This window comes from Pandoraea faecigallinarum, from assembly GCF_001029105.3.
GTDB classification, from domain to species: Bacteria; Pseudomonadota; Gammaproteobacteria; order Burkholderiales; family Burkholderiaceae; genus Pandoraea; species Pandoraea faecigallinarum.
In genome coordinates this window covers 165,880-191,379 of record NZ_CP011807.3, presented here as the reverse complement: position 1 = coordinate 191,379, position 25,500 = coordinate 165,880, and the positions used below count along the sequence as shown (strand labels likewise).

The 25,500-nt window shown below is 65.3% G+C and carries 27 protein-coding genes and 1 tRNA gene; all 28 read right to left on the bottom strand.

Annotation, left to right across the window (positions count from 1 at the left end):
* Positions 1–6: 6 nt before the first annotated feature.
* Positions 7–1,740 carry a type III secretion system translocon subunit SseC family protein gene (sctE, locus tag AB870_RS00810; RefSeq protein ID WP_047906556.1) on the bottom strand — a complete coding sequence of 578 codons (1,734 nt, stop codon included), beginning with the start codon at positions 1,738–1,740 and terminating at the stop codon, positions 7–9.
* Positions 1,737–3,041 (bottom strand): type III secretion system translocator chaperone SicA, encoded by a 1,305-nt coding sequence (gene sicA / locus AB870_RS27405; RefSeq protein WP_269466245.1) that lies wholly within the window; start codon positions 3,039–3,041, stop codon positions 1,737–1,739. Before sicA ends, sctE begins: the two co-directional genes overlap by 4 nt.
* Positions 3,042–3,159: 118 nt before the next feature.
* Complete coding sequence (locus AB870_RS00800) at positions 3,160–4,413, bottom strand: EscU/YscU/HrcU family type III secretion system export apparatus switch protein (RefSeq protein WP_064674743.1); 1,254 nt, start codon at positions 4,411–4,413, stop codon at positions 3,160–3,162.
* 39 nt (positions 4,414–4,452) lie between these two features.
* Positions 4,453–5,259, bottom strand: a complete 807-nt coding sequence (gene sctT / locus AB870_RS00795) for a type III secretion system export apparatus subunit SctT (RefSeq protein WP_047906555.1) — start codon at positions 5,257–5,259, stop codon at positions 4,453–4,455.
* A 1-nt stretch (position 5,260) separates the two neighbouring features.
* Positions 5,261–5,527: an EscS/YscS/HrcS family type III secretion system export apparatus protein gene (locus tag AB870_RS00790; RefSeq protein WP_269466244.1), complete on the bottom strand. Its 267-nt coding sequence runs from the start codon at positions 5,525–5,527 to the stop codon at positions 5,261–5,263.
* A gap of 9 nt (positions 5,528–5,536) precedes the next feature.
* Positions 5,537–6,181: an EscR/YscR/HrcR family type III secretion system export apparatus protein gene (locus AB870_RS00785; protein ID WP_047906554.1), complete on the bottom strand. Its 645-nt coding sequence runs from the start codon at positions 6,179–6,181 to the stop codon at positions 5,537–5,539.
* Positions 6,171–7,208, bottom strand: coding sequence for a type III secretion system cytoplasmic ring protein SctQ (gene sctQ / locus AB870_RS00780; RefSeq protein WP_064674742.1), 1,038 nt, complete (start codon positions 7,206–7,208; stop codon positions 6,171–6,173). Before sctQ ends, AB870_RS00785 begins: the two co-directional genes overlap by 11 nt.
* Positions 7,208–8,263: a SpaN/EivJ family type III secretion system needle length determinant gene (locus tag AB870_RS00775; RefSeq protein ID WP_047906552.1), complete on the bottom strand. Its 1,056-nt coding sequence runs from the start codon at positions 8,261–8,263 to the stop codon at positions 7,208–7,210. The genes sctQ and AB870_RS00775 overlap by 1 nt, the downstream gene beginning before the upstream one ends.
* Positions 8,251–8,706, bottom strand: coding sequence for a hypothetical protein (locus AB870_RS00770; protein WP_071386818.1), 456 nt, complete (start codon positions 8,704–8,706; stop codon positions 8,251–8,253). The genes AB870_RS00775 and AB870_RS00770 overlap by 13 nt, the downstream gene beginning before the upstream one ends.
* The gene (locus tag AB870_RS00765) at positions 8,690–10,003 is read right to left on the bottom strand and encodes a FliI/YscN family ATPase (RefSeq protein ID WP_047906550.1); all 1,314 of its coding nucleotides are present in this window, start codon (positions 10,001–10,003) and stop codon (positions 8,690–8,692) included. The genes AB870_RS00770 and AB870_RS00765 overlap by 17 nt, the downstream gene beginning before the upstream one ends.
* Positions 10,004–10,068: 65 nt before the next feature.
* The gene (locus tag AB870_RS00760) at positions 10,069–12,144 is read right to left on the bottom strand and encodes an EscV/YscV/HrcV family type III secretion system export apparatus protein (protein WP_047906549.1); all 2,076 of its coding nucleotides are present in this window, start codon (positions 12,142–12,144) and stop codon (positions 10,069–10,071) included.
* On the bottom strand, positions 12,144–13,283 hold the full coding sequence (gene sctW, locus AB870_RS00755) for a type III secretion system gatekeeper subunit SctW (protein WP_053059516.1): 1,140 nt from the start codon (positions 13,281–13,283) through the stop codon (positions 12,144–12,146). The genes AB870_RS00760 and sctW overlap by 1 nt, the downstream gene beginning before the upstream one ends.
* Positions 13,270–15,465 (bottom strand): type III secretion system outer membrane ring subunit SctC, encoded by a 2,196-nt coding sequence (gene sctC / locus AB870_RS00750; RefSeq protein ID WP_157112190.1) that lies wholly within the window; start codon positions 15,463–15,465, stop codon positions 13,270–13,272. Before sctC ends, sctW begins: the two co-directional genes overlap by 14 nt.
* Complete coding sequence (locus tag AB870_RS26965) at positions 15,462–16,253, bottom strand: helix-turn-helix domain-containing protein (RefSeq protein ID WP_197683852.1); 792 nt, start codon at positions 16,251–16,253, stop codon at positions 15,462–15,464. Before AB870_RS26965 ends, sctC begins: the two co-directional genes overlap by 4 nt.
* A gap of 237 nt (positions 16,254–16,490) precedes the next feature.
* Positions 16,491–16,829: a hypothetical protein gene (locus AB870_RS00740; RefSeq protein WP_047906548.1), complete on the bottom strand. Its 339-nt coding sequence runs from the start codon at positions 16,827–16,829 to the stop codon at positions 16,491–16,493.
* Positions 16,813–17,568 (bottom strand): hypothetical protein, encoded by a 756-nt coding sequence (locus AB870_RS00735; RefSeq protein WP_157112189.1) that lies wholly within the window; start codon positions 17,566–17,568, stop codon positions 16,813–16,815. Before AB870_RS00735 ends, AB870_RS00740 begins: the two co-directional genes overlap by 17 nt.
* Entirely contained in the window at positions 17,525–18,136 is a 612-nt protein-coding gene (locus AB870_RS00730; protein ID WP_047906546.1) for a type III secretion apparatus protein OrgA/MxiK, read from the bottom strand. Before AB870_RS00730 ends, AB870_RS00735 begins: the two co-directional genes overlap by 44 nt.
* 2 nt (positions 18,137–18,138) lie before the next feature.
* Positions 18,139–18,903 (bottom strand): EscJ/YscJ/HrcJ family type III secretion inner membrane ring protein, encoded by a 765-nt coding sequence (locus tag AB870_RS00725; protein ID WP_053059513.1) that lies wholly within the window; start codon positions 18,901–18,903, stop codon positions 18,139–18,141.
* Positions 18,903–19,208, bottom strand: a complete 306-nt coding sequence (gene sctI / locus AB870_RS00720) for a type III secretion system inner rod subunit SctI (protein ID WP_047906544.1) — start codon at positions 19,206–19,208, stop codon at positions 18,903–18,905. Before sctI ends, AB870_RS00725 begins: the two co-directional genes overlap by 1 nt.
* Positions 19,209–19,264: 56 nt before the next feature.
* Positions 19,265–19,528, bottom strand: a complete 264-nt coding sequence (gene sctF, locus AB870_RS00715) for a type III secretion system needle filament subunit SctF (protein WP_053059512.1) — start codon at positions 19,526–19,528, stop codon at positions 19,265–19,267.
* Positions 19,529–19,546: 18 nt separating this feature from the next.
* Positions 19,547–20,758: a PrgH/EprH family type III secretion apparatus protein gene (locus AB870_RS00710; RefSeq protein ID WP_071386816.1), complete on the bottom strand. Its 1,212-nt coding sequence runs from the start codon at positions 20,756–20,758 to the stop codon at positions 19,547–19,549.
* 170 nt (positions 20,759–20,928) lie between these two features.
* Positions 20,929–21,666, bottom strand: a complete 738-nt coding sequence (locus tag AB870_RS00705) for a tetratricopeptide repeat protein (RefSeq protein ID WP_047906542.1) — start codon at positions 21,664–21,666, stop codon at positions 20,929–20,931.
* A gap of 161 nt (positions 21,667–21,827) precedes the next feature.
* Positions 21,828–22,250 (bottom strand): DsrE family protein, encoded by a 423-nt coding sequence (locus AB870_RS00700; protein ID WP_047906541.1) that lies wholly within the window; start codon positions 22,248–22,250, stop codon positions 21,828–21,830.
* A 229-nt stretch (positions 22,251–22,479) separates the two neighbouring features.
* Positions 22,480–23,004 carry a hypothetical protein gene (locus tag AB870_RS00695; RefSeq protein WP_071386815.1) on the bottom strand — a complete coding sequence of 175 codons (525 nt, stop codon included), beginning with the start codon at positions 23,002–23,004 and terminating at the stop codon, positions 22,480–22,482.
* Between the two features lie 175 nt (positions 23,005–23,179).
* Positions 23,180–23,620: a 6-carboxytetrahydropterin synthase QueD gene (queD, locus tag AB870_RS00690; protein WP_418304016.1), complete on the bottom strand. Its 441-nt coding sequence runs from the start codon at positions 23,618–23,620 to the stop codon at positions 23,180–23,182.
* 12 nt (positions 23,621–23,632) lie between these two features.
* Complete coding sequence (gene queE, locus AB870_RS00685; RefSeq protein ID WP_047906538.1) at positions 23,633–24,268, bottom strand: 7-carboxy-7-deazaguanine synthase; 636 nt, start codon at positions 24,266–24,268, stop codon at positions 23,633–23,635.
* 96 nt (positions 24,269–24,364) lie between these two features.
* The gene (gene queC, locus AB870_RS00680) at positions 24,365–25,087 is read right to left on the bottom strand and encodes a 7-cyano-7-deazaguanine synthase QueC (protein ID WP_047906537.1); all 723 of its coding nucleotides are present in this window, start codon (positions 25,085–25,087) and stop codon (positions 24,365–24,367) included.
* A gap of 267 nt (positions 25,088–25,354) precedes the next feature.
* Positions 25,355–25,430: transfer RNA gene (locus tag AB870_RS00675), tRNA-Phe, on the bottom strand.
* Positions 25,431–25,500 lie beyond the last annotated feature (70 nt).

The window sequence follows — 25,500 nt, the reverse complement described above, 5'->3', positions numbered from 1 at the left end:
TTAAACTCAAGCGCGCACGTTGTTCATCACGAAGCGTTGCGCTTCCTGCTTGACCCTGCCTGCATCGGACATCTGGGTCACAAGGTCCGTGACGACTTTCTGCGTCGCCGCGAACTTGTCCGCGGACTGACGGACCGAGTCGTTGATCTTGTCCAGCGAATCCTGGGACACCATCATGTCGGCCAGCGTGTCCGACGCCTGGCTGGCGTAGACGCCGTTGACGGTGCTGCCCGTGGCCTGCACCGTGGTATTCACGATTTCGCCGGCCGTCACGATCTGGCGCAGCGTGTTGGCGAACATCTGGGCGTTGCCTTCCTTGATGCCCATTCGCGAGGCGGCGGAGGTGAGGCTCTGCGTGAGCATCCTCCCGCCTGCCTTACCGGCTTCGCGCAGCAGGTCGGGAACGATTTTCTTCACGACGTCGCCAACCATCGTGCCGAGCATCTTGCCCAGGTTGCTCGCCGCCGCCGCGCCACCCGCGACCACCGTGACGGCGACGGTCGCGACCAGAACGACCGCCGCGGCCACGACCCCGACGATGTTGCCGACCAGTTCCGCCGTCTCTTTGGCCACGCCGAGTTCTTCGAGCATCGAGCCGACGAAACTGCCGATCTTCTCGGCCAGCGGTTGGACGACCTGCGTCATCACGGGCTTGATCGCTTCGCCGACGAGGGAGAATCCCGTGGCCGCCCCCATGACGGAATCGGCCAGCAACCCGACACCGATCACCGTCAGTGTGGTACTCGCACCTCCGGTGAATACCGCGCCCACGACGCCGACGACCGCCAGCACCGCCCCGAGTATCTTGCCGAAGATGCCGAAAATCTTGCTCATCTTCTCGGCCTTCCTGACCTGCTCCTGATACTCCTCGTTCTTTTTGATCAGATCGTTCTCGCGCGCCCGGCGGATCTTCTCGAAGAACTTCATGTCTTCCTGGATCGCGTCGTTCGCGCTATCGCCGAGCAGCTTCGCGAGTTGCGCCATCAGGAAAATCAGCTCCGACGAGTTGTCCAGTTGATCCTTGTTGGATGCGGCGCTGGTCTGGCTGAACGGTTGCTCGCTCAGAAACCTGCCAAGCAGATCGTCGGCTTTCTTCACCGCTTCCTTCGCGGCGTCGTTGGCGTTGAGCGCGATGGCCTTCGCGCTGTCGAATTTGTCCTTTGCGGCATCGAAGGCGGACCGTGCGTCGGCGTAGGCCTTGCGGGCCGCTTCATACGCCGGCGTTCCCGGCGTGCTCGCGTCGAGCGCGGCTTTGGCAGCCGCCAGTTTTTCACTGGCGCGGTCCATTGCCTGCTTCGCGCTTTCCAGTTCCCGGTTGGCGGCTTCATATGCGGCAAGCGCGTCGTTGGCCGCGGCGAGCGCTTCGTCGAACGCCTTCCGGCTCTGCTCGGCGAGCGCCTGCCGGGCGGCCGCTTCGGCCTGCGACTGTGCGAGACGTGTCTGAAGGTCGGCCAGCGACGACTCGCTGAACAACCCGGTGAGACGGCTGAGCAGATACGTCAGGCTCATCGGCGAATCACCCGACGGCGGCTTCAGCTCGGGGGCGTCGCCCCGTGCGCCGGACGGCCCATCGTCGTTACGCGCCATGTTCTCGACGATCGCCCTGATCGTCGACCCGATATCGAACTTCAGGCTTTGTGCCGTCTTGCCGCCCGCCTCGGCACCGGACGCCGTGTCTTCGCCGTCGAACATGGTGAGGGCCGGCAAGGCATTCGGTTGTAACGTTGTCGTGCTGATCATGCTGCCTCCTTGTCATCGGGCGCACCGGAGGAACCCGCCGGTGCCGGCGTCTTGCGCGCGCTGTCTTCCGTGCCCGTTTCCGCGCCGATCGCATCGAGATACGCGCGGGCTTTCGTACGCAGGTCCGCATCGCAGCTGCTCTCGCACACCAGTGCGAAGCACTCGCGGGCCAACGACAGATTGCGCATCATCATCTGACATTGGCCTGCGTAAAAGACCGGGCGATAGTCGTTCTTGCCGACCGCGAACGCCATCGCGTACAGATCGACGGCCTTCTGGTATTCCTCCTTGAGCTGGTACACCGCCGCGAGTCCGACGATGTATTCGGGGTTGTAGAAATCGTAGATGCACAGGAAGCGGAAGAACGCTTCGGCCTGCGTCAACTGACCGTTGGTGTAGAACTCGTAGGCGTGCGCGTAAAGGCCGTCCATGGTTTCGCTCGGAATGCCATGAATGTCCTTGAGACTGGCGCCCGCGATGACGGCATTCCAGATCGCGTTTGTCACGCGCCCCCCGTCCGTGTCTGATGGCGTTGCCGCTTGTGTCATCGAATTACCTCCTTCCGATACCCGAAAACGGGTCAATCTTCTGTTTGCCAGCCGGGTGACTGGAATGAATGCGAGCCGGGACACCGCCGAGCGGCGGCAGCCGTTTGCCGGACGTCCCCAGAAGGCACGGCGCTCGCCGGGGAGCACATAGCCGGGCCGGTACCCGCCCGGCGACGTCGCCGGTAGCTGCGACGCGTCGGGCAATCGCGCCAGATACCGGATCCATGGCTCGATACTCCTGTCGCGCATCGACCGATACCCATGGTCGGCCTGTGCAGCCGCCGCGTGCGCCTCGACAAGCGCGGCACGACGCTTGCGGCTCGCTCTGACGTATTGCGGATCGTTCGGAGAGAGGATGTCGAGCACCACCTCAATCTCGGCGAGCACGACGTCGGCCTGCATCGCCCGCACCTGACTGCGCTCGAACGCCGCCCGCGCGCGCGCATGCGCGGCGACCGCCACGCGCGCGGCGTCGCTCAGACGCACCCGGGCGTTGGCACGGGCGGCCTGCTCCGGTGTCCCCGTCGACACCACGGCCGCCAAGCCGCGCAGCGACGTCTCGGGGAACAACGCGCGCTCGGGCGGCAGTGCGATCCCTTCATTGGCCGAGGTCGCCGCAAGCTCGGCGTATATCTCGCGCGCCATGACACGCAGACACGACGGTGCCGGCTCGCCACCGCCGGTCTGCATCGAATACGCGAGCGTGCCGCCGTTGCACAACCGCCAGAGATGGCGCATGTCCTGACATTCCATCGTTCCTCCCGGGGTCTCGTGAAAGCGGGACCTGCGCCGTGTCGCTCGTCGTCGTTGCCGGCATCCCGATAATTAACATTTAAGCAACGCGTCCTTTGGGAGACTTCCAAAAAGCGTTCTATCGAATGTGCTCACCAATACCGGGTTTTGTACGCGCCTCCCCCTGCGATTCCTGACGGGGTGGCGCCACACGCCGGGGTTCATGCGGCGGGGTTTCGGCGCCGCCTTCGGACTCGGACGTCACGTCGTGCGCCAAATCAGGCATTTCCTCGTCCTTCGCCCTGTCGATGTCATGGCTTTCGGCGTCGCCCGGCACACCCTCATTTGCGTCGTCGATCTCGTGCATGCCCGCTCTTTCGACGTCCTCCAGCCAGACGAGCAGGCGCATGATGGCGTCGATGGATTCGATGGAAACGAAGGTGTAGCGGCGATGTGTCGCGTACAGCCGGCGCGCAAGCGCCACGTCCCCGACGACCGGCACGCCCTGCGACTCGGCATACCGCCGCACCGCGAGGGCCCGCGCATTGGTCTCCATGACCGAGATGAACGGCATTGCGACAATGTCGGGACGAAAGTAGATGCCGACGGCGATGTGGGTCGGGTTGGCGATGATGAGCCGCGACTCGCGAATATCTGCCTTCACGGCTTCGGAAAGCAGTTCGGTATGCATGGCACGACGGCGCTGCTTGATCTCCGGGTTGCCGTCGGCGTCCTTCTGCTCGCGTTTGACTTCGTGGCGCTCCATGCGTTGCTCGCGCATGAACAGCCAGAACTCGACCATCGCATCGAGAATGGCGATCGGGACCACGCACACCAGCGCGATCCATACCAGTTTCGTCACCAGTGCGACCCAGGCGGCGGCCACGCCCGCGGGGCTCATGTAGATCTGTGCGAACAGCAGGCCCTTGCCGTGGCTCCACAGCGCGGCGGCGATCGCACCGAAACTCAGCAGGTAGAGAATCGACTTGAGCGCGTCCTTGAGCGTTCTCAGGCTGAAGATGCGCTTGGCGCCGTGCAACGGACTGATCGCCCCGAGATTGAGCTTGAGCGCCTGACTTGCCCAGAGAAATCCCGTCTGAAGCAACGAGGGCAGTACCGCTGCGGCGATACACACGAGCAACACCGGCATGAACGCTTCGAGTCCATGCCGGAACAGCCTCACCGCAAACGCCTGCGGATTGGCGAACTTTGCGTCGGCCAGTACCTGCCGGTATTCCTGCATCAGCCAGAGCAAGGGATCGGACGAGAGCACGAAGAGCAGGCCGACGAAAACGAGCGTCACCATCGTCAGTTCCTTGCTCTTGAACGACTGCCCCTTCTTCGCGGCATCGCGCAACCGTTTTTGTGTCGGCTTCTCCGTCTTCTCGCCCATGGCTCTCGCCCCTATGTCCCCTATGTTCCCCTGTGTCCCCTATGCGCCCGAGTTCCCTGAAGTCCCCGCCGTTCCGGCCGCGGACGGCGAAAGCCAGCGCACGACATCCTCCGGTCGCGTGAAAAGCGGCACGATCGCCTCGGGCAGCGTCGCGGCGAAATAGATCAGCAAGATCGTGAATCCGATCACGCTCTTGATGGTGAGCGAAAGCGCGAACGCGTTGACCTGTGGCGCGAAGCGCGAGAGCAGCCCGAGCAGGATTTCGGACAGGAACAGCGCGCCGACGACCGGCGCCGAAAGCACAATGGCATGCCCGACGAGGGCATCGAGAAACGCGTGTACGCGCGCGACCGACAGCGTGCATGCCCCGAATGGCCCGCAGACGCGATAGCTTCTGGCAAGCAGTTCGAGCAACAGCGTCATGCCGCCCAGATGCAGATAAATCACCGCACCGAACCACTGAAAGAAGCCCGCCAATTCGGAGGTATCGACGCCGTTCGCCGGGTCGATCACGCTGCTGAGCGTGGCGCCGCGCTGGTTGTCGATGTAAGCGCCCAACGCGTGAAACACCCAGAAGGGAAAGGCGACGGCAATGGCGATCAGCAATCCGATGGCGGCCTCGCGCAGCAACACGACCGCGATGGGCGCGTCGAGCGCGAGCGGCGCGCCGTAGGGGTACGGCCAGACACCGGCCGCGATCCACATGGAGACGACCGTACGCACCACGCCGGCGAGCACGTTGCCGTTGAGAATCGGCAGGAGGAACACCGATGGCGCGACGCGGGCGTAGGCGATTGCGCTCGCCATGATGCCTTCGTGATGCGCGAAGACCAGCGACAGATCCATCTCAGGCTTTGCCCGCCATGGCGAGTTGCATCATCGACGCGCCGAACGCCACCAGCGTCTCCCCGTACCAGTCGGCCAGCAGGAACAGGCTCAACGACACGGCAAGCAACTTCAGGCCGAACGGCAGCGTCTGCTCCTGCACCTGCGTCACGGTCTGAAGCAAACCGATGGCCACGCCCACGAGCGTCGCGACCGCGACAGGCCCGGCCGAGAGAATCAGCACGAGGTAAAGCGCGCGATTACCCGCGAAGATCAGGTTATCCAGCACGCGAGGTCCTCACGGCAGATACTGGCGAACCAGTCCCTGCGACAGCAGCGACCACCCGTCCATCGCCACGAAAAGAATCAACTTGATCGGCACCGAGATCGTCACCGGACTCATCATCATCATGCCCAGCGAGAGCAGCACGCTGGAGACGACCAGATCCACGACGACGAACGGCAGGTAGAGGTAGAAGCCGATCGTGAACGCATTCTTGATCTCGGTCAGCGCGTAGGCCGGCAACAGGGCGAAGATCGACGGCGCCGTGGCGTCGACGGGCACGTCCGCGCCGTCGCGGCTCATCTCCTGACGTGCGAAGAACTGCGTGAGCTGAGGGTCGGCGTACTTCACCAGATAGTCGCGGTAGGGCGAAAGCCCGTCGTCGAGAAAGCGTCGCACCGAATTCGGGTCGGCGAAATTCACGGCGTTGGCGTGATAGGCGTCGAGCACCGCGGTGGCGACCGGCAGCATCACGAAGACCGAAAGCAGCAACGCGGCGCCGTTGAGCGTCATGTTGCTTGGCACCTGTTGCAGGCCGAGCGCGTTGCGCACCATCACGAACACGATGGAAAATTTGACGAAACAGGTCCCCGAGGCGACCAGAAAAGGCAACAACGTGAAGAAGCTCAGGACACCGATGACCGGCATGTCAGTCCACATGATCCGGCCCTCTCGGTCCCCGCTCGCCCTTCGACTCCATTAGCCATTCGGACACTTCGACACCGAGCCGGCCGTCGAGCTGCACGAGTTCGCCCCGCGCGAGCAAGGTGTCGTTCACGCGCACTTCCACGCGTTGCTCCGCACCGGCGTGCAACGCCATCACCCGCGTGTCGCCGAGCCGCTGCAATTCGGCAAGCGTCATGCGCTCGCGTTGCAGCACGAAGACGAGTTCCACCGGCAGTTGCTCGAAGGGCAACGTCGCCGCAGACGAAGGCTGCCGGTCGCGACCTTCGTGCGGTGCCATACCGGCCATGCCGGCCATGCCCTCGCCACGTTCGTCCGCGTCGTACGCCGGTTCGTCGTCCGGCGTCATGTCGTCGATGTCGTCGCTGTCGTCGATGTCGTCATGCAGATAGGTTTCCAGCATCGCGTTCCCTTCTTCCCGTTGATAAGTGCCGATGACCTTGCCCGCGCAACTCAGCCGGCGTTGCACGTCGCGCACGATCAGAACGTCGCCGCGCCGCACCCCGCGCAACGTCGCCAGCCGCGCACGGCTGCGCCCAAGTTCCACATCGATCCGGAACGGTACGCCGCGCAGGTCCAGCGGCACGTTGCACTTCACGTCCGGCACCCGCGCGAGCCATACGGGGCATTCCGCGGCGTGTACCTTGAGCAGCATCGCCTCGGGTAACGCGGCGCCTTCGACGGGCGCGCCGACGTCGAGTCCGTCGTATCGCAATTCGGGCATCGGCAGGTGCAGCGGGTTGGCGCTCACGGCGAACAGACGCGCCGCCAGCTGTTCCGACTCGGCGCTGCATGCGAGTGAGGCAAGTTCGTGCGCAACGCCTTCGAGCCACATGCCCGGCTCGACCCACCCCTGCCAGGTATGCGCGCAGTCCTGCACCTGCATCCACGACCCCATGCGCGGCATATGTTCGAGCGACGCCTGCCAGCCGCGCGCACGCCATGCACGGGCCGCCGCGTTCAGGCGCGTCATCCGCTCATCGATACGGCGAAGTGTCAGCATCAGGACACCTCATCCGAGGTGTCGTCCATTTGCGCAATCGCCTTCACGGCATGCAGGCCGATGCCACCGGCCCCGCGCGGTGCGAGACCCTCCGCCGTGCCCGGCAGCGCGGCCGACAGGCGTCGCTGAACGATCGGGTCGGACGCACCCAGCACGAAGCGCCGGCCGCCGTCGGTCTGCACCACGTTCACGGTGACGAAGTGCCCGTTGCCCCACGTGCCGAACGCGTAGCGCAGGCCGTCGCCGAGGGGCACGGCGCGAACACCGGCGCCTTTGCCGGCGACCTGAGGGTGGGCCGGCGGGCGGGCCTGCGCATAGGCGCCGCGCGGCACCCGCGCGGGCGCGCCCTGCGCCGCACGCTGCCATGCCCCGGCATGCCCGTTCACCAGTGCCAGCGCCGGGGCTTCCATCGTGCCTGCGGACGCGCCATCGCCCCGCGCGCGCCGGTGCGAATCGCGGCCCCGGTTCGCATCGGGGGCCTTCACGACGTCGGTGACGCCGGCGACGTCGGCGACCGGGGCGGCGGTTGCCGGGCCGGTCGCGCGCGCCCCGTCGCGCGGTGCGTTGTGCTCGCCCGACGGGGCCGACGCCAACGGCACACCGGCAGACGACGTGCCTGCGGCGCCGGCGTCTGCCGGCCTGGCGGAAAGCGCCGTCGTCGTGGCCGGGTCCCGTGGCTGCTGCGGCTCGGCCGGCGCATGCGCCTTTGCGGTGCGCCGTGCTGTTGCGTCGTCCGCCGCCTCGCGAAGACGGCGCCCGGCACGCTCGCCATCCTCCGCGGCCCGCTTGCGCTCCGACGTCTCGCTATCGCGCTCCGGTCCCGACAGCGCACGCCGGTTGTCGAGCGAAACCGGCGGCCCGCGATCCGCAGGCATCTGCGTCAGCCACGCGAGCGCGATGTCGAGCGGGGTCTCGCGCTCGCGCCGCTCGGTCCGGCGTTTGCGCATTTCCTCGTCGACACGCTCCCGGATCGTTTTTTCGCCGGATGCCTGCAAATCCGTGCCCGCCGGGTTCTCCGATGCTCCGGCCGTGATTGCTCCACTCAGGGTCCCCATGACTGACGCTCCTCAAGTTCTCCGCGCTCAACGTGTGCCTGACGTTTGCGTGCGTCGCTGCGCAGCGTCTTCGCCAGACGGCTGTACTTCGTCTCCTTCCTCCACCAGCGGCGCCACTCGTGTTCCGTCAATTCGCGATCCGTCGCGAGTTGCTCTCTCGATTCCGCAAGCGTCGTGAGCGTCACGTCGATGTCGCGCGCCTGTTGGCGCAACATCGACGTGGCGCGCATGCCGCCGCGCAATCCCGTGATATCCGATCCGAGTTGTGAAGGCTTCGAAGAAGCGATCAACGCGAGGATTGCGTCACGCTGCGCGGCCAGCGCGGCGTACTGCTCGGCAAGACGCGTGTCCTGCGTCGAGAGGCTCTGTAGCTCCCGCTCCTGCAACTGCTTCATCTGCAACGCGCCCCGGCACAGACGACGCGCCTCAACCCACGATGTCATGCAACCTCTCCAGCGTTTGTTCGGGCGACGACCATTCGCCCTTGCCCTGCTGCAAGAACGCCTCGATCTGCGGCTTCGCTTCCATCGCCTTGTCGTCCAGCGCGTTCGCACCAGGCCGGTATTCGCCCAGATCCACGAGCGTCTGCAACGATTCGAGGCGCGCCAGCCATGTGCGCAACGCACCCGCGGCGCGCAGATGCTCGCTGTCGGCGACGCGCGTTGCCACCCGGCTCACGCTGCGCAGGACATCGATGGCGGGATAGTGGTTGCGGTGCGCGAGTTGCGCGCTCAGATGAATGTGTCCATCGAGAATCGAGCGAATTTCCTCGACCATCGGATCGGGCATCTCTTCGTCTTCCATCAACACCGTGTAGAACGCCGTGATGCTCCCCCTTTTGGACGCACCGGCGCGCTCCAGCAGTTGCGGCAGACTGGTGTAGACGGAGGCCGGCACACCCGCGCGCATCGGCAACTCGCCGGTAGCCAGCGCCAGATCGCGGCACGCTCGCACATAGCGCGTAAGAGAGTCGACGAAGAGCGCCACACGGTGCCCCCGATCGCGGAAGTGCTCGGCCACCGTGGTCGCGAGCAATGCCGCATTGCGGCGCGTGACGGCCGGTGCATCGGACGTCGCGAAAATCACGACGCAGCGTTGCGCACCGGGCGACGCACGCAGCTCGTCAACGATTTCCACCACTTCGCGTCCACGCTCGCCGATCAGGGCAATGACGGTCGTCTCCACCTCGACCCCGGCCATCAGCGCATTCAGAAACGACGTCTTGCCGCACCCCGCGGGGGCAAAAATACCCACGCGCTGACCGATGCCGCAGGGCATCAGGGAATCAATGGCGCGCAGGCCGGTGTGCAGACCGACATCGACGCCGATGCGGTCTTCATACGGCAGCGCCGGGGCGAGCAGCGGCCGCTCCGGGGCCGAAGGGCGCAGCGGCGCCAGCGGCTTGCCGTCGATGCGGTCCACTACGCTGCCCGCGGCATCGAGCACCGCGCCGCGCCATGCGTCGTGCACGCGGCACGTCGCCTGGCGGCCCGTGGGCATGAGCGCGGAATCGCAGGACAATCCCTGCGTCGCGGCAAACAGGCTGAGGATCGCCCGGTCGTCGTACACGGCGATGACCTGCGCCTGCCCGACGACGTGCGCATCGCGCCATGCGCGGCGTATGTCGCAGATCTCACCGATCGTCACGCCCGGCATGTGCGCCTCCGCCGTATGCCCGGTGATGCGCGAAACGAGCGAAAGGCGCCGCACAAACAACGGCCGCGATGTCAACGACGCCATGGTCCGCACTCCTTGAATGGCATGTCCGTTTCGCCGCTTCTTCGCATCCCGGTCCCTCGCTTCGCTCAGATCGTGCTAATGACGTTGACGGACACACCGTCGACCAGCTCGCCGAACGACAGCACCTCCAGATCCCGGAACCGGGTCTCGGCCAGCTTCTTCACGAATCGGCGCACGTCCACCGAGGCGAGCAGCACGATATCCTTGTGCGGACGCCCCGAGCCGTCGAGCGCCAGCGCGACACGGTCCAACAGCGACTCGGCGTCCTTGGGGTCCATGTTCACGAACGCGCCGCCAGCCGTCTGCCGAATCGAGCGACGCACGCTCTCCTCAATTTCGGCGGATAGCATGACGACACGCAACTCGCCGTTGCGCAGAAACTTGTTGCAGATGTAACGCCCGAGCGCACCGCGCACATGTTCGACGAGGTTGAGCACGTCCTTCTCGCGCGGTGCCCACATGGCGAGCACTTCCATGACGAGTTTCATGTTGCGCACGGAAATCCGCTCCATGACCAGACGCTGGAGGATTTCCGCCACGCGCTGCAACGCCACGTGGCGCAGCACTTCCTTGACCAGATCGGGGTAATGCTGCTCCACCAGATCGAGCAGCTTCTTCGTCTCCTGAATCCCGAAAAACTCATTGACGTGGCGCGTCAGCAGCACGGCAAGGCTCTGGTACAGCTCGTCGGCCGGCGGATGCGTGAGGTGATGCATCGCGGCGAGTGTTTCCCCCTGGTCGGGGGTGACCCACGCGCACCGGCCGCGCTCCGGGCCGGAGAAGACGGGCTCGAAGCCGAGCGCGGCGATTTCGGCGGTATACGCGTCGACACGCACACGGTCGTAGAAGATCACGAACTCGTCGGCGCGAACTTCGTTGATGTACACGGCGGCCCGAGACTCGTGGATCGTCGGCGAGCCTCGCAACAGAAGTTCGGGCAGATGGACGCCGAAGTCCGTGAAGAACTGGCTGCGCACGCGCTGCGCGAACGTCGCGGCCTCGAACGCCGGCACCTGCGGCGAGGGAATCACGACGGCCAGCGGCGCGGTCGCCGGCGCAACGTTGTCGAGATCGTCGATCGACGCGAGCGAACTCGCGGCCTGCGCACCGCCCGCGCTTTTGGAGGCTTTTCCCGCCGCGTCGGCTGCCGCGCCGGCCTTGCCGGTCCTGCCCTGGGCCGAAGGCGTCGGTCTGGCGAAGTAGCAGGCGAGCGCCAGCAAGCAGGACAGCAACGCGAACGTGACGAACGGGAAACCCGGCAATGTGCCGATAATCAGCGTGAGCAGTGCCGTCGCACCGAGCACGAAGCGGTTGCCCATCAACTGGCTGATGATCGTGCGTCCCATGTTGTCCGCCTCGCCGTTCACGCGCGTGACGACGAAGCCTGCCGCGACCGAGATCAGCAGCGCCGGAATCTGGGCGACGAGGCCATCGCCGATGGTGAGTGTCGTGTACGTCGTGAGGGCGCCGCCGAGTTCCATGCCCCGCTGCGTCATGCCGACAATGATGCCGCCGATCAGGTTGACGAAGATGATGACGATGCCGGCGATGGCGTCGCCCTTGACGAACTTCATCGCGCCGTCGAACGACCCGTACAGCTGACTCTCGCGCTCCAGCACGCTGCGTCGCTCGCGCGCGCCGTCGTTATCGAGCGTGCCTGCCTTCACGTCGGCGTCGATGCTCATCTGCTTGCCCGGCATGCCGTCGAGCGAAAAGCGCGCCGCGACTTCGGCGACGCGCTCCGACCCCTTGGCGATCACGATGAATTGCACGATCGTGACGATGGCGAACACCACGAAGCCGACCGCCAGACTGTCGCCGATGACGAACTGCCCGAACGAATCGATGATCTTGCCTGCATCGGCATCGATGAGGATGAGGCGCGTCGTGCTGATCGACAATGCCAGCCGGAACAGTGTGGTGATCAGCAACATCGACGGGAACGACGAAAAGTTCAGAATCCTTTCGATGTGGAACGCCCCCAGAAACAGCAGCACGGAAATCGCGATGTTGATGCCGATGAGAAAGTCGACCAGATACGTCGGCAGCGGGATCACCAGCATGGCGATCACGCAGGACATCAGGATCAGAATGACGATCTCGGGACGGCCGCGCAGGTCGTTGAGCAACGCGACGGGCATTACACGCTCCGGCGATGTCGCGAGACCGGATCGGCCGCGCCGGCGCTGCTTTCGCGCGCGTAGGCCGCGCCGCCCAGCTCGCGCAACCCGGTGAGAATGATGTCGCGCGCGCCCGGCGTCAGCAACGGCTCGCCGGGCAACCGCTGGCACGCGAACAGCAACAGGTTGAGAAAGCGGCTGTGGTCGCGCATCTCGCGCACGATTGCGCTCACGCCCATGGTGTATCGCAGCGATTCGTCGAGCGCTGCCGGGTCCGTCAGAATGACGAGCAGGAAATGCAGCCAGTCCTTTTCACTCGAATTGAACGGGGCGGCCAACGCGCTTTCGCTCACGAGCCGCACGAAGCTGTGCTCGCAGGTACGCAGGCCACGCAGCGTCGTGAGGCGTCCGAGCGACGACGTGAACTGTCCCGGCGTGCTGCTGGGGTCGCCCGCGCGCATGTCGTCGACGATGGCCCCTTCCATGAAGTCAAGCACCTGTTCGCGGCGCTCGGCACCGAAACCGGCGATCCACGTCTGGTAGATTTCGATGTCCGGCGCCTCGGTGGTGAGAAAACTCCGATACGCGGCCCGCAACAGTTTCGGCGCGAACGGCAGCGTCATGGCGTGCCCGTACAACCGCGCCTTGACCGCGCAATGCACGCCCGCCTTGCGAGCGCGGATCTCGTCCGGCGGTGCGGCCTCCGCCTGCGTGAGCGCCGTCTCGATGGCCAGTTGCTGCGCCGCGCCGAGCGTGTGACGCTGCGCGTGGAGCGCCTGCAGGGCGAGCCACCGGTCGCTCACATCGTCGAATGCCTTGTGCAGCAGACGCATCAGTTCCTCGGGCGACACCCACGCCGCGCCCAGAATGGCGCGGATCTTGTTCGGCGCGTCCTCTTCGAGCAGATAGTCGTAGCTCTGCGCCATGCCCCGGTTCTCTTCCTGACGGTTCGCCCGCAGGCGGAACTGGGCCATGGCGGACGACATTTCGTCGCTCGATTCCGACGCGCGCCGGATATCCGCGACAGGCCCGCCGCCGAGCAGACGGTGGGGACCGTCGTCGTCCGCCGTTTTCGCCGCGCGCCCCCGGCCGGAGTACGTTTTGGCGGAGGCGTCCGAATATGACGACGGCGATGGCCGATTGACATTAAGATCTGGCACGGTCCACTCCCGTGTTGGAAAGAGGGAAATCGCCGGACGCTCGCACCGCGGCGTCCGCGCCCGCCGGCGGCGGTGGGGAATGCGTCTCGACAGGCGCATGCGACGGTGACGCCGGCATGACGGAGGCCGCTGGCATCGTCGAGATTGCCGGGGGCGCCGGAAACACCGGAGACGCCGGGATCGCCGAGGGCGGCGGTGCCTGTCCGCCCGATCGACCCGCGTCGCCAGCAGGCACGCCCCCGTGTGTCTGAAGCCCGGTCGTGCGGCGCAGATCGTCCGGCACGTCCTGCACCGGATAAGGCAGCGTCGCCACAGTGTCCGCGGCGATGTCGCTGGCGTCACGCACCATGGGGCCGTCGATTTCGCGCGGCTGGATGAGAAACACGCGAACGTTGTTGTTCTGCGAGGTGCTGTTGTAGCGAAAGATGCGCCCCAGCCAGGGAATGTCGCCAAGCAGCGGCACTTTCTTCTCGACCGTGTCTCCGCTATCTCGCGTGTATCCGCCAATGAGCAGGCTCTTGCCCTGCGGCACGCGCGCGATGGTGCTGATGCGCGTGCGCGAGACCGTGGGCAATACCGTGTACTTGCTGTCGCCGTCACCGTCCTTGCCCGGCGCGGTCGTGCCGTCTTCGATGTTGAGCGTCATCTCGATCTCGCCCCGGCCGGCAAAACGGGGCCACACGCTGATCATCGTGCCGTACGTCACGCTGCGCAGATCGGTGGTGCGCTCGCCTTCGAGCGGCACGTAGAACGTCTGGCTGCCGTCGAAGAGCGCCGGAATGTTTTCCTGCGTAAGGATCACCGGCCGCGACACCACGCTTGCCTGTCCGGTCGAGGCCATCGCACGAATGTTTGCGAGAAAGCGCACCCCGTCGAGCGTGCTGACGGGCGCGGTCGCATTGAGCAGTACGCCGAACTTCGAGCCGATCCCGATGCCGCCCGACCAGTCCACCCCCAGCGAATCGAGCGCTTCCTTGCGCACGTCGATGATCCACAGCGACAACTCGATATGACGACGCGGCGCATCGAGTCGCGACACCAGCCGCTCGACGCGCTCGACCTGCTCTGCCGTGCCGCGCACGAGCAGGCTGTTGCCCGCCGTATACGGCTGCACGATGATCTGCCCGTGCCCCGGGGCGCGCTCGCCGGACCCGCCGAGTGCGCCAGGCACCCCCGGCGGTACCGAAGGATTGAGCGCCGCGGGCGCGCCCGAACCGGGAATGGGCGGTGGCAGCGGGCCGGGACCGCTGCCGCTGCGCGCGTCTGCTCCCGAGAGCGGGAGTTGCGTCGAAGGCGGCGTGATGCTGCCGACACCCGCGCGCGAGGACTGCACCAGTTGCGTAATCACCGACGCCATGCCGGGGATGACGATCTTTTCGTCGCGCATCTGATACGTACGATCGGACACGAACGCATTGTCCATGCGCACCACGCCAATCCGATCGGGACCTGCCGCCGGAATGTCGCTGACCATGACGCGATCGATGGAGCGCGACGCCGCGAGCACCAGATCGACGAACACCGGCGGCCCGGACACGTAGAACACCTTGCTGCCCCGCTCGCCGCGAATCGGGTAGCGCCGGTCATACAGTCCGGCTTTGCGCAGATACGACTCCAGGTCGCCCAGTGAGGCGTCGCGCATCGAGATGGTCGCGTTGCGGACCTCCGAGGCGTCGTACACGAAGATCGATTGTCCGTCGTGATACCAGATCAGTCCCAGCCGCGAGGCCATCGATTCGAGCAGCGCGCGGGCGTTCGACATATCGAAGTCTCCCGAGACCTGCTTTTTCGCTGCGAGACTGCTCACGATCACCGGCCGGCCGAGATAGGGCGACAGTGCCGCGAAGAACTCCCGCAGATTGTCGTTGCGCGCCACGTAGCCACCGCGCCCCGCTTCGCCCGACGGTGTTGCGGCGCCTGCCGCGGCCGCAGGCGCCCTGGCCGGCATCTGCACCGGCATCTGCACCGGTATCTGCGCGGCGCCCTGCGTTCCCGGCTGCGCGGCCCCCGGCGAGGTGGCTTGCGGGGCGGACACTTCCGTCCCCGTGCTCACGGACGCGGTGTCCGCCGAGCGACCTTCGAGCGAACCCGCCGAGGACAAGGCCACCGCCCATGACGCGACAGCGACGTTCGACGCGGCCCCGACCATCAATGCGCAGGCGAAGTAATGCGTCCTCCTCATCGAGCCAGCGTTCGCAACGCACCTGCGGCACTGGTCGGCGACATGCCGATCAATTCCTTGATCTCGGTCGAGAAATGCGACGACGAGGCGTACCCGTTGCGCAGGGCGATCTCCGTAAAGCTGTCGTTGCCCTGCGCGACTTCGAGCATCGAGCGCGCCATGCGCCAGTCGCGCAGGGCGATTTTCGCGGATTCTCCGAGTGCGCCCCGGCATAACCGCCGGAAGTGCGAATATGACACGCCGTACTTCGCGCACATGTGGCGCAACGTGCCGCCGGTAGGTGCGCGCGTGAGCAGGAAGCGAATCAGCTCGTAGGATTCGCAGCGGCGCAGCATGTCGAGCATCGTCCGAAAGCCTTCGCCCGGCGTCGCGATCTGATCGAGAAACCACAGCTCGCACTGCCGGCGGTCCGCCCACGGTTCGACGACCGGCACGCGATGCAATGCGGGTACTGCGGTGCGGCGGTAGTTGTCGTGCGTGTCGGTACCCGTCGCGTTGGCTTCGTCCATGAACGCCAGCAGCTTGACCAGCACATCGCAATGAATGCGGTGATAGTGCAGCGTGCCGCCCCTGACCAGCAGACTGCCCTTGCTGACCATCAACAGGCCGCAATATCCCGGCGGCAGTTCCAGCCGCGTTGCGCCGGCGTTGCCGGCCGGTTGCAGTTCGAGCAGCAAACTGCGTGCGCACGCCGCAGAGCGAACGAACCAGACGCCGTCGCATGCCAACGCGATCGACTGGCTCGCGCCCAGCATCTGCGCGTCTTCCATGATTTTCATACTTCTCATCGCCCACCTCGCTTTCCGCCGGTACCCGACGGCTGGTCAGTTTCTTCAGTTTTCGTTCGCGTCCTACGCTTGGCCACCCTGTGGCGCCCACCCTCGGCGCAACCGGCATCGGCCCTGCCGAGGTCGATCGTCGTCACGCCTTCGTTGCCCTTCCTTGCGCTTCCTTGCTTCTTCGTTCCCGGTTGTGCCGTGGCGGCGCCGACGCTCGAACATCGGCCACCGCTCGTCACGCATCACTCATCGCTCGCCGTTATCGACCGTCTCCTCAACGCGATCGAGCCAGCCGTCGAACCACTCCAGCGTAAGGATCTTGTTGAAAAACGCATCCCATTCCATCGGCGCGTCATCGCCCCCTCTTCGGCCCGCGCCCGACAGTGGCGAAGGCGCCGCAGCCAGCGACGTGGACGGCGGCAGCGGCCCGGGCGGATGCGCGAGCGGCCCGATGCCGGATGCCGGCGTCTCGCTCGGCTGCATCGCCTGCACCCGCTGTGCAAGCGTCATCGTGCGAATCGGGCGAATCCCGTCGCCGTGCGCGACGGGCAGAACCATCGGCGTGGCGTCAATAGCGGTCGTCATCTTCTCTCTCCATGGTGAATGGCATCACTTGCGATACCTGCGTGTCCGGCGACTGGGCCTGGCGCGCCCCGCTCAGTTCGTCCACCCGTCCGGCGAGCGCCGTCAGGCACGCGGCGAGCAGCGCATGCAGGTCTTGCTCCGGCACGCGCGGGTCGAGGTCGAGCGCGGCCTCGGCCCGCTTCGCGTAATCGTGCGGGTCGTATTCGACGACGGCGCTGCCGCGCATCACCAGGATGCGCTCGTCGGTCGCGCGAAATTCGAGCGTCAACGGCGCGTCGCTCACGGCTTGCACGCGCGCACGGATCTCGTCGCGACGCGGTTTGAGCCGCAGCGGCAGCACGATCACCAGCGGCGCGTCGCTCTGCCCGCCCGCGAGCGCGGTCATTGCGTCGTCGAGCGCCGCGAGCAGCGCCTGCGGATGCCTCGACGCGGAACCCAGCAGCTCGCGCACCTGCCCGATCATTTCGCTTCGCCACTGCTCGCATAGGTGCTCCGTGCGCATCCAGTGCGCCACGACATCTTCGAGCGCGGCCGCCATGCCGTCCCGGTACCCCTTGCACATCGCCTGTCGACGCTGCGTGTCGATCGCGTGTTGCGACGCGACGACCCGGCGCTTCGCCCAATGACGAATGTCGTCATCGACACGTGTGCGCATCACACCGCGAACCAACTGCTCTCGCGGCACGATCACCCCGTCAATGATGGGTGTCTGGGGGGGAATGGGGATGCTTCTTGGCATATTGCAGTGCCGTCACGAACAGGCGGACGTCGAGCGCGTCGGGCACGTCCGCGGCGTACGAATCGATGGGTGGAAACAGCAGAGGAAGACGCTGACGAAGCGGTTCGCGCAGCGATGCCCCCAGTGCCATGAGGCGTACGAATCCTTCTGCGAGCAGGTCCTCGTGCGATGGTGGCGCTTCGGCGCCCGACGGCATCGCGTCGAGCACCGGCAGCTTAGTGTAGGCATACGCCCATTCGGGTAGCCGGAGCAACGCGGCGCGACGGCACAGACTGGCCTTGCGGGCCTGGCATCCCATCAGATAAGCCACTTGCGGCAGCAACCGCCAGTTCAGCACCCATGGCCGCTCGGCGATGCCGACCTGATCGACCGGCCAATGGCTGTCGAGCCGGAATCCTTCGATGAGCATCTCGTTGATGAGCGCACGCTGACGCGGCGACGTGAACTGCGCCGGGTACACGAAACGCGCCGCATGGATGTACGACGCCGGGTCGAACATCATCGTGCGCCAGCCCACGGCGATGGCGCTTTGCGACTCGTGCAGTCCGGGAAGCAGTGCCGGCGACATCGTCAACCCTCCTTCGTGTCCGGCGTGCCGGTGCGCCCGCCCCATCCGGCGCGCGCGCGCCTACCCAACCTCAGTCCCACCCCGATGACCGCCACCAGAAGGACGAGTCCCGCGACCGGCGCGAACGGCCAGAGCGGGCGCTCGCCATCGTTCGGTTTGGCCAGCGGTATCGGCGTCTTCGCGCCGAGCAGGGCCGGTTGCTGCGAGAGCACGACGGAGATGTTCTCGTAGCGCAAATCGTCGACACTGTTCTTCAGAAATCGCCGGATGTCGTTGATCAACTCGCTGCCGTCCACGCCCTTCTGATAGACGACCACCGCGGAGATGTGCGGACTGCCCTTCGACGGTTCGCCGTTCTGCCCGTCGACGTCGTAGCTCACATGCACGCGCGCCGCGAGCACGCCCTGCATCAGACGCACGGACTGCTCCAGACGCTGCTCGATGGCGGAATACAGCCGCGCGCGCTCGGCCCGGGGGGAGGCGACGAGCGAATCGGGTGGAAACATCTGCGCGATTTCCATGCGCGGGCGCGGCGGGAGATCGTATGTCTTGAGCCAGTCGACGGCCTGCGGAAAATCCGCCGCATCGACGGTAATCGTGTAGCCCGCCTTCCCGCCGTCGATCTTCTCCGCCGCGATGTTATGACGCAGCAGGACCGCCGCCACTTCGTTGGCCTGCTGCTGGTCGAGCGCGCTCAGCAACGTCTCGGCCTTGCGACAGCCGGTCAGCAGCAGTACGGCGACGAGAGGGACGACGTAGCGCGACATCACCGCAGCAACGCCTCCACGGCGCCGACCATCTTGCGTGCCACGGTGGCCACGTATTGCACACCAATTCCGTAGTCCGCGAGACGGGTCTGCAACTCCACCGCGCTGGCCGCATCGGTGACGTCGAAATTCGCCGCGGCATTCGCGATGTCGGCGCGTTGCGCCTCGAACCCCGCGGACATGTTCGACAGCGCAGTCATGACGCGCGACTCCAGCGATTGCCCGGCGCCCGGATCGGCCGCAAGGACCGGTTCCGCGGACTTGTGCAACGCCGAGATCGATGACAACGAAGGATCAAATGACATGGCGGCCTCGCTCGGTAACGTTTAACGTGTCGTGGCAGACGATGACGACTACGTCGTCAGAACTTGGAGATGACGCCCTGTACGGCGTCTTTGAGCGACTTGATGGTGCCCGACTGTCCCGCGCGCAGCGAGGTGTACGCCGCCATGGCGGCCTGGAAGGTCGCCATCGACGACGAATCCGTTGGATCATTCTTGACGGCGTCCAGCGCCTTTTCCATTCGTGTCTTCAGGTCATCCACCGGCCCGTTGAAGTCGTTGGATATCTTCTCGAGAAGCGTCAGATCGCCGGGGGCGTTCACGCGCGGAATGATGTCGGCCATTTAATATGGTCTCCTAACTTACTGTCGATCGAGGAAGCGCCACTGATGCGGCCCGTCTTTCACATACGCGGCCGCACCGTACGCGTACGATTGCTGTGCGGTCCAGTCGTCACGCAGATCGATGTTGAAACGCACCAGGCGTTTGCCCCAGCGCTTTTCGAATGTTTGCATGAATCCATAGAGACGACGCAACTGAACGTCGTCGAGTTCGGTGCTGATGTGAAACGTCACGCCTTCGGGCGTGTCGGTGCGCAGGAACGGCACCATCTGCCGCCTGAGCGCGTCTTCGGCCTCGCCGCTCGCTTCGCCTTCGTCGTGCAGCGTGATGCTCACGCGTCTGGCGTACGGGATCTTTTCCAGCAACGCTTCGCGAAAGCGCACCAGCTCCGCTTCGGAAAGGCTGTTCTTCCTTCGGTTGATCCATAGCTCCGGCGCGGCAGGGTCTTCGAGGGAGAGCTTGAAATACAGGACATCGACGCGCGACGCGTCGATCCACTGCGTGATACGCGCGTTTTCCTCATCGAGCGCCATGAGCACCAGCCGCTCACGCCTGACCACGTCGGCACCCAGTGCGCGCGCGAGCGCATTGCGTTCGTCCCGGTCTCCGGTGAGGACATAGATACGTCCATCGCTTCCCGGCAGCACCGTGGCGCGCCCGCCGAGCGATTCGAGATAGTCGGCGACGCTTTGCGCCTGTCGTTGCGGCTCGGCCTGCCAGTAGACATAGAGGCCCGCCGCGAGGAGCATCACGGCGGCGCACGACACGACCGTTCGCGTCCAGCGTCGTTGCAGGGAGGCAGGGCGTGCGACGTCGTCGAGTCGCGCGTCGGCGCACAGACTGCGCTGCACGTCGTCGGACCATGCCTCGTCCACACGCTTCACGCCGACACGCACGTCGCCCATCCGGACGATCTGCGACGCGTCGATGGCCACTTCGGCTCCGGACGCTTCGCCCAGAATGCGGATGAAAAGTCCCTCGCGCCCCGCCTCGTCCACGAGCACTTCGAAGTTGTCGCCGCCCTCGCCGTCCATCGGCACATAGATGGCATTGGGCGGCATTTCCGTTTGCCAGCCCCGGTCGATGGCGGGATCGCTCGGACCGACGACGAACAGCGTCACCCCTGGCGAGAGGGAGAATTCGCAACCGCGCATCGGTCCGGTCAACAGGCGTAATACGGCACCGGGCGGATGGCTGTCGATCTCTGCGGGTCGGGTGTCTGATTCCATCATCTCTTCGCGAGCGTGCGCGGCCGGTCGGACATCGGATTCCGGCAAGGGTCGTTCGCGCTCCTCAACAATGAATTCGTTGAGGTTGAGAATACCGACCGTCGATCAGCGATTCATGATGGGATTCTTCGCAGCGGAATTAAGAGCGATCAAGATTTGCCAAGGGCGATGCGCTATTTGGCCGTGTTGGCGCCGGGCGCCAGCGCGCCCTGCTGTGCGCGTTCGCGGTTCATGGCGTCGAGCTTGCCTTGCGCCGCCACGTCGCCCTGGGCCGCGGCCTTTGCGTACCACAGTCGCGCGCGTTCGGGGTCAGGCGTCACGACGCCATAGCCGCGCTCGTAATAGCTGGCCACGATGTATTGCGACGGCAGGTCGCCGCCCCGCGCGGCTTTCTCGTACCAGGTGAACGCAGTCTTGTAGTCCTTGGGGACACCTCGTCCGATGAAGTACTCGTTGGCGATGGCAGCCTGCGCCTGCACGTGCCCCTGGCGCGCCGCCTTCTCGTACCAGAGGTTGGCCTGAGGAATCGATTTGCCGACGACATAGCCATCGTCGAACATCCTGGCGTAGACGTATTGCGCCTGCGTCATGCCGGCGTTCGCGGCACGCTCGAGCCAATGCACGGCGCCGCTGGGATCGGCGTCGGCGCCCTCGCCGTTGAGCAACATCATCGCGTAATCGAATTGCGCAAGACGGTTACCCTGCTCGGCAGCACGCCGGAACGCTTCGCGTGCCTGCGTCTGCTGGCCCGTCTCGTAGTAGTGCACGGCCTCGTCGGTCAGCGCCTGGGCGGGCGCCTGCGCGGCTGCCACGGCGTAGGGAATCGGCGCGCACGCGACACCGGTGAGCGCGAGCACGGCGCTGGCGAGCCACCGGCGCGAGGCGGAAGACGTCGGGACGACATGGCTCATGGGGCACCTCCGGGAGCGGGCGTGTGCCTATTGTGCGCCAAACGAAAAGCCGTTGCCGGAAGCGTGCCCGGACGACGACGGTCGTGTCCTGCAACGCTCCCCCGGCACAAACGCGAAGCCCCGGCGCAGGCCGGGGCTTCGCGTTGCGACGCAGCACACACTTACGGCTTGATGTAGGCGTAGCCCTTTTGCTGCAAGCGCGTGAGTTCGACCACGCCCGACGGTGTGAAATCGGCATCGAGCACGAACTGGTCCTTCTTCAGATTGCGCTGCTTGAGCGTGATTTCGCACACTTCGAATTTAACGCCTCGCGCATGCAGGGCAGAGATCAGCGGGCCCACGGTGGCCGCGTCCTTATAGCTTTCCATCAGGAAATCGACGCCCTGCGAATGCGCGACGACGACGATTTTCGACTCGGGCACCGTATCGAGCTGGTTGCGGATGTTACGCAGGCCGGCAAGCGCCTGATGCTCGGCATCGTTGATGTGATACACGACCTTGTCTTCGGCGAATGCCGATGTCGCCGGCACGGCAAAAACGGTGAACAGGAAGGCGGTCAGCAGGCCGCGCAGCAACGTCTTCATATCGGAGTCCCCTTTCGTTATTTCGGGTTTCGTATCGGATTGAGGTATGCCAGCCGCATCATAGCGCGACATTCCACGTCGGGTGCCTTTGCGCGGCCTTCGACCCCGATGAGGTCCTTTAGAGAGGGGCGCCGGACCGGGAGGTGCGGTTCTCGCATCGGGACCGGGCGATGTCGAATCCGCCGGTCCCGAACGCTACGTTTGCCGCGAGGCTTCGTAGCACATCGCGTCAGACATCGGAGTGAGGGAAGCCGGCGCGCAAATACGCGTCTATGGATGGCGGAGCGTAGGGTGGCGGTGGCGGCAGCGCAGACGCGGATACCCACGGCGAAGCGCTGACCTGGAGGGCGTCCGATGCGCCGTACGGCGGCGGGGCGCATGGCGGCAAGACCTCCGGCTCCCGGCCTCGCGGGGCATATGGCGGCGGCGGGTCGTCCCAGGGGTGAGCGGCGAATGTCTGGGCATCGCCGGACGGCATGAGCGCGAGCGGCGCACTTGGCGCCACGGCCATCGTTCTCGCACCGGCACCGCCCCGGGATTGCGACCGGGCGCCCGTCGCATCTTCGCGAAATTCGTCAAAGCCGGCGCGCGGACGTCGCGGGGCTCCGGGGTCGACGGCAGGCGCCGCGCACCGGTTGGCAACATGGTCCAGCGAAAGCAGATTCTGTTGCGAACCGATGCGGCGAATGGAACGCAGCCGGACGCCCGTCGGCGTGTCGTGTGCCACTACCGCGGACGCTGAAATTTGTGTCATGGCTTCTCCGAAAAATAAAAACCCGCCGGACTCATGATCCGGCGGGTTGCAATTTCGGTCATCCGGGCACCGGGCGCCGTCGCGTTTGCGGGCGAACTATCGGATCCGGCTCGCGTCGGGCGTCATCCCAAAACGGAAACACGGTTTCGCGAAGGCACCATCGAAGCCTTCGGGCTCAGGCGGTGACTTCCGACCAGCAGTTCGGCGTTTCGTACAGGCGCAAACGCACGAGACGCAGGTCGCGGCCATAGTGCGCGTCGAACACGTGGCTAAGCTTGTCGAATGCCGCGGCCGCCAGATTCTCGACCGTGGGCACACGATCGAACACCACGGTCTTGTGGCCGGGCATCGTCTCGAGGAAATTACGCACGGCCGTATCGCCTTCATAGACGAGGAACGCGTGATCCCACACGGAGACGAGATGCTCGTTGGCGAGCGCCTTCACGTCGGCGAAGTCCATGACCATGCCGTTGTCGGACGCGCCGCTCTCGCGACTCACCTCGCCCGCGAGAGTGATTTCGAGCACGTAGCGATGCCCGTGCAGGTTGCGGCACTGGCTGCGGTGGTCGGGAATGCGGTGGCCCGCATCGAATTCGAGTTTCCGGGTAATCGTAATCACGGCAACGGCTCAGGGAATATTCAGATATTTGTGCGTCTGCATCGACAGCGACCAGCGCGGATGCGACTTGCAGTACTCGATCGCCAGCCGCGTGTTGGTGTCACGCAGCGGGCCATCCATCGGCTGGAGATAGAAGTGCGTGAAGTCGAGGGCTTCGTAATCGGCCAGACGCTGACGATCCTGCGGCACCACGACTTTCAGTTCGTCGCCACGCGTGACGACCATCTCGGCATCCGCCTTCGGACTCACGCACACCCAGTCGATACCGTCGGGGATCGCCTGCGTGCCATTGGTTTCGACCGCAATGCGGAAACCCTCGGCATGCAGCGCATCGATGAGCGGCGCGTCGAGCTGAAGCAGCGGCTCGCCGCCCGTGCATACGACGAAGCGGTGCGCGCGATCGCCTTGCGGCCACAGGGCCACGATCTGCGCGACCAGGTCGGCCGGCGTGCGGTACTTGCCGCCGTTCTCGCCGTCGGTGCCCACGAAATCCGTGTCGCAGAACTGGCATACCGCCTCGGCACGGTCTTCTTCGCGGCCCGTCCACAGATTGCAGCCTGCAAACCGGCAGAACACGGCCGGGCGTCCGGCGTTCGCGCCCTCGCCCTGCAATGTGTAGAAGATTTCCTTTACCGCGTACGTCATGATGTTCTCGACTTGACTCTCTCGTTGATGCGTTCGATGTATGCGTTCGATCCGTGCTTTCGATAGGCGATTTCGACCGGATACCCGGCGCACGCGTCAGGCAGCACTGCCGTCGCTGCGCGCCCGCCACTGCTCGTAGCCGCGCTGACGCAACTGACACGCGGGGCATTCGCCGCATCCGTAACCCCACGCGTGCAACACGCTGCGCTCGCCCAGATAGCAGGTGTGCGTGTCTTCGCGCACCGTCTCGACGAGCAGGTCGCCGCCCAGATCCTGCGCCATCTGCCAAGTGTCGGCCTTGTCGATCCACATGAGCGGCGTCTCGACGATGAAACGCTGGTCCATGCCCAGATTGAGCGCGACCTGAAGCGCCTTCATCGTGTCGTCGCGGCAATCGGGGTAGCCCGAAAAGTCCGTCTCGCACATGCCGCCGACCAGCACGCGCAGACCGCGTCGATACGCAATGGTCGCACCAATCGTCAGAAACAGCAGATTCCGGCCCGGCACGAAGGTGTTCGGCAGATTGTTGGCCGCCATCGCAATCGTGGTCTCGCGCGTGAGCGACGTCTCGCTGATCTGCCCAAGAATCGACAGATCGATCATGTGATCGTCGCCCAGACGCGGCGCCCACTGCGCAAAACGTTCGCGCAGCTTGGCCAGCACGTCGGTACGGCACTCCAGCTCCACGCTGTGGCGCTGGCCGTAATCGAAACCCAGCGTCTCGACGCGCGCGTAACGCGAGAGTGCCCATGCAAGACAGGTGGTGGAATCCTGTCCACCGGAGAACAGAACCAGAGCGGAATCGGTGCTTGTCGTCATGATCGTGCGCTAGCAGTATCGCCATTGCCGTCAGGACATCGCATCATCGAGACAACAAGGGCCGGGGCACGCGCTTGCGGCTGCCGTCGGATACCAAGCGATCGGGCCATGTCGGACCCTCCGGGGCAGCCCGCGTGCGGGATATGTCACGCGATTTTGAACCGCGTTGCCCCGCGTCGCTATCGCCGGGCCGTTATACCCATCATCGGGCAGCGTTTTCGTTCAAAACGCAAAAAGGGCTTGCGATATGCGCAAGCCCTTCGAATTTGGTGGCCTGGGTCGGAATCGAACCAACGACACGCGGATTTTCAATCCGCTGCTCTACCAACTGAGCTACCGGGCCAAGAGAGAAGCGATTATAGAGACTGAATGCGCTTTGCGCAAGCCCTTCATCGAAAAAATCTGCATTGGCC

What these genes read in the sequence shown, in the direction of transcription:
- sctE (WP_047906556.1), bottom strand. Translation starts at nt 1,740, where the DNA reads ATGATCAGCACGACAACGTTACAACCGAATGCCTTGCCGGCCCTCACC.
- sicA (WP_269466245.1), bottom strand. Translation starts at nt 3,041, where the DNA reads ATGGAATGTCAGGACATGCGCCATCTCTGGCGGTTGTGCAACGGCGGC.
- AB870_RS00800 (WP_064674743.1), bottom strand. Translation starts at nt 4,413, where the DNA reads ATGGGCGAGAAGACGGAGAAGCCGACACAAAAACGGTTGCGCGATGCC.
- sctT (WP_047906555.1), bottom strand. Translation starts at nt 5,259, where the DNA reads ATGGATCTGTCGCTGGTCTTCGCGCATCACGAAGGCATCATGGCGAGC.
- AB870_RS00785 (WP_047906554.1), bottom strand. Translation starts at nt 6,181, where the DNA reads ATGTGGACTGACATGCCGGTCATCGGTGTCCTGAGCTTCTTCACGTTG.
- sctQ (WP_064674742.1), bottom strand. Translation starts at nt 7,208, where the DNA reads ATGCTGACACTTCGCCGTATCGATGAGCGGATGACGCGCCTGAACGCG.
- AB870_RS00775 (WP_047906552.1), bottom strand. Translation starts at nt 8,263, where the DNA reads ATGGGGACCCTGAGTGGAGCAATCACGGCCGGAGCATCGGAGAACCCG.
- AB870_RS00770 (WP_071386818.1), bottom strand. Translation starts at nt 8,706, where the DNA reads ATGACATCGTGGGTTGAGGCGCGTCGTCTGTGCCGGGGCGCGTTGCAG.
- AB870_RS00765 (WP_047906550.1), bottom strand. Translation starts at nt 10,003, where the DNA reads ATGGCGTCGTTGACATCGCGGCCGTTGTTTGTGCGGCGCCTTTCGCTC.
- AB870_RS00760 (WP_047906549.1), bottom strand. Translation starts at nt 12,144, where the DNA reads ATGCCCGTCGCGTTGCTCAACGACCTGCGCGGCCGTCCCGAGATCGTC.
- sctC (WP_157112190.1), bottom strand. Translation starts at nt 15,465, where the DNA reads ATGAGGAGGACGCATTACTTCGCCTGCGCATTGATGGTCGGGGCCGCG.
- AB870_RS26965 (WP_197683852.1), bottom strand. Translation starts at nt 16,253, where the DNA reads ATGAGAAGTATGAAAATCATGGAAGACGCGCAGATGCTGGGCGCGAGC.
- AB870_RS00740 (WP_047906548.1), bottom strand. Translation starts at nt 16,829, where the DNA reads ATGACGACCGCTATTGACGCCACGCCGATGGTTCTGCCCGTCGCGCAC.
- AB870_RS00735 (WP_157112189.1), bottom strand. Translation starts at nt 17,568, where the DNA reads ATGCCAAGAAGCATCCCCATTCCCCCCCAGACACCCATCATTGACGGG.
- AB870_RS00730 (WP_047906546.1), bottom strand. Translation starts at nt 18,136, where the DNA reads ATGTCGCCGGCACTGCTTCCCGGACTGCACGAGTCGCAAAGCGCCATC.
- AB870_RS00725 (WP_053059513.1), bottom strand. Translation starts at nt 18,903, where the DNA reads ATGTCGCGCTACGTCGTCCCTCTCGTCGCCGTACTGCTGCTGACCGGC.
- sctI (WP_047906544.1), bottom strand. Translation starts at nt 19,208, where the DNA reads ATGTCATTTGATCCTTCGTTGTCATCGATCTCGGCGTTGCACAAGTCC.
- sctF (WP_053059512.1), bottom strand. Translation starts at nt 19,528, where the DNA reads ATGGCCGACATCATTCCGCGCGTGAACGCCCCCGGCGATCTGACGCTT.
- AB870_RS00710 (WP_071386816.1), bottom strand. Translation starts at nt 20,758, where the DNA reads ATGATGGAATCAGACACCCGACCCGCAGAGATCGACAGCCATCCGCCC.
- AB870_RS00705 (WP_047906542.1), bottom strand. Translation starts at nt 21,666, where the DNA reads ATGAGCCATGTCGTCCCGACGTCTTCCGCCTCGCGCCGGTGGCTCGCC.
- AB870_RS00700 (WP_047906541.1), bottom strand. Translation starts at nt 22,250, where the DNA reads ATGAAGACGTTGCTGCGCGGCCTGCTGACCGCCTTCCTGTTCACCGTT.
- AB870_RS00695 (WP_071386815.1), bottom strand. Translation starts at nt 23,004, where the DNA reads ATGACACAAATTTCAGCGTCCGCGGTAGTGGCACACGACACGCCGACG.
- queE (WP_047906538.1), bottom strand. Translation starts at nt 24,268, where the DNA reads ATGACGTACGCGGTAAAGGAAATCTTCTACACATTGCAGGGCGAGGGC.
- queC (WP_047906537.1), bottom strand. Translation starts at nt 25,087, where the DNA reads ATGACGACAAGCACCGATTCCGCTCTGGTTCTGTTCTCCGGTGGACAG.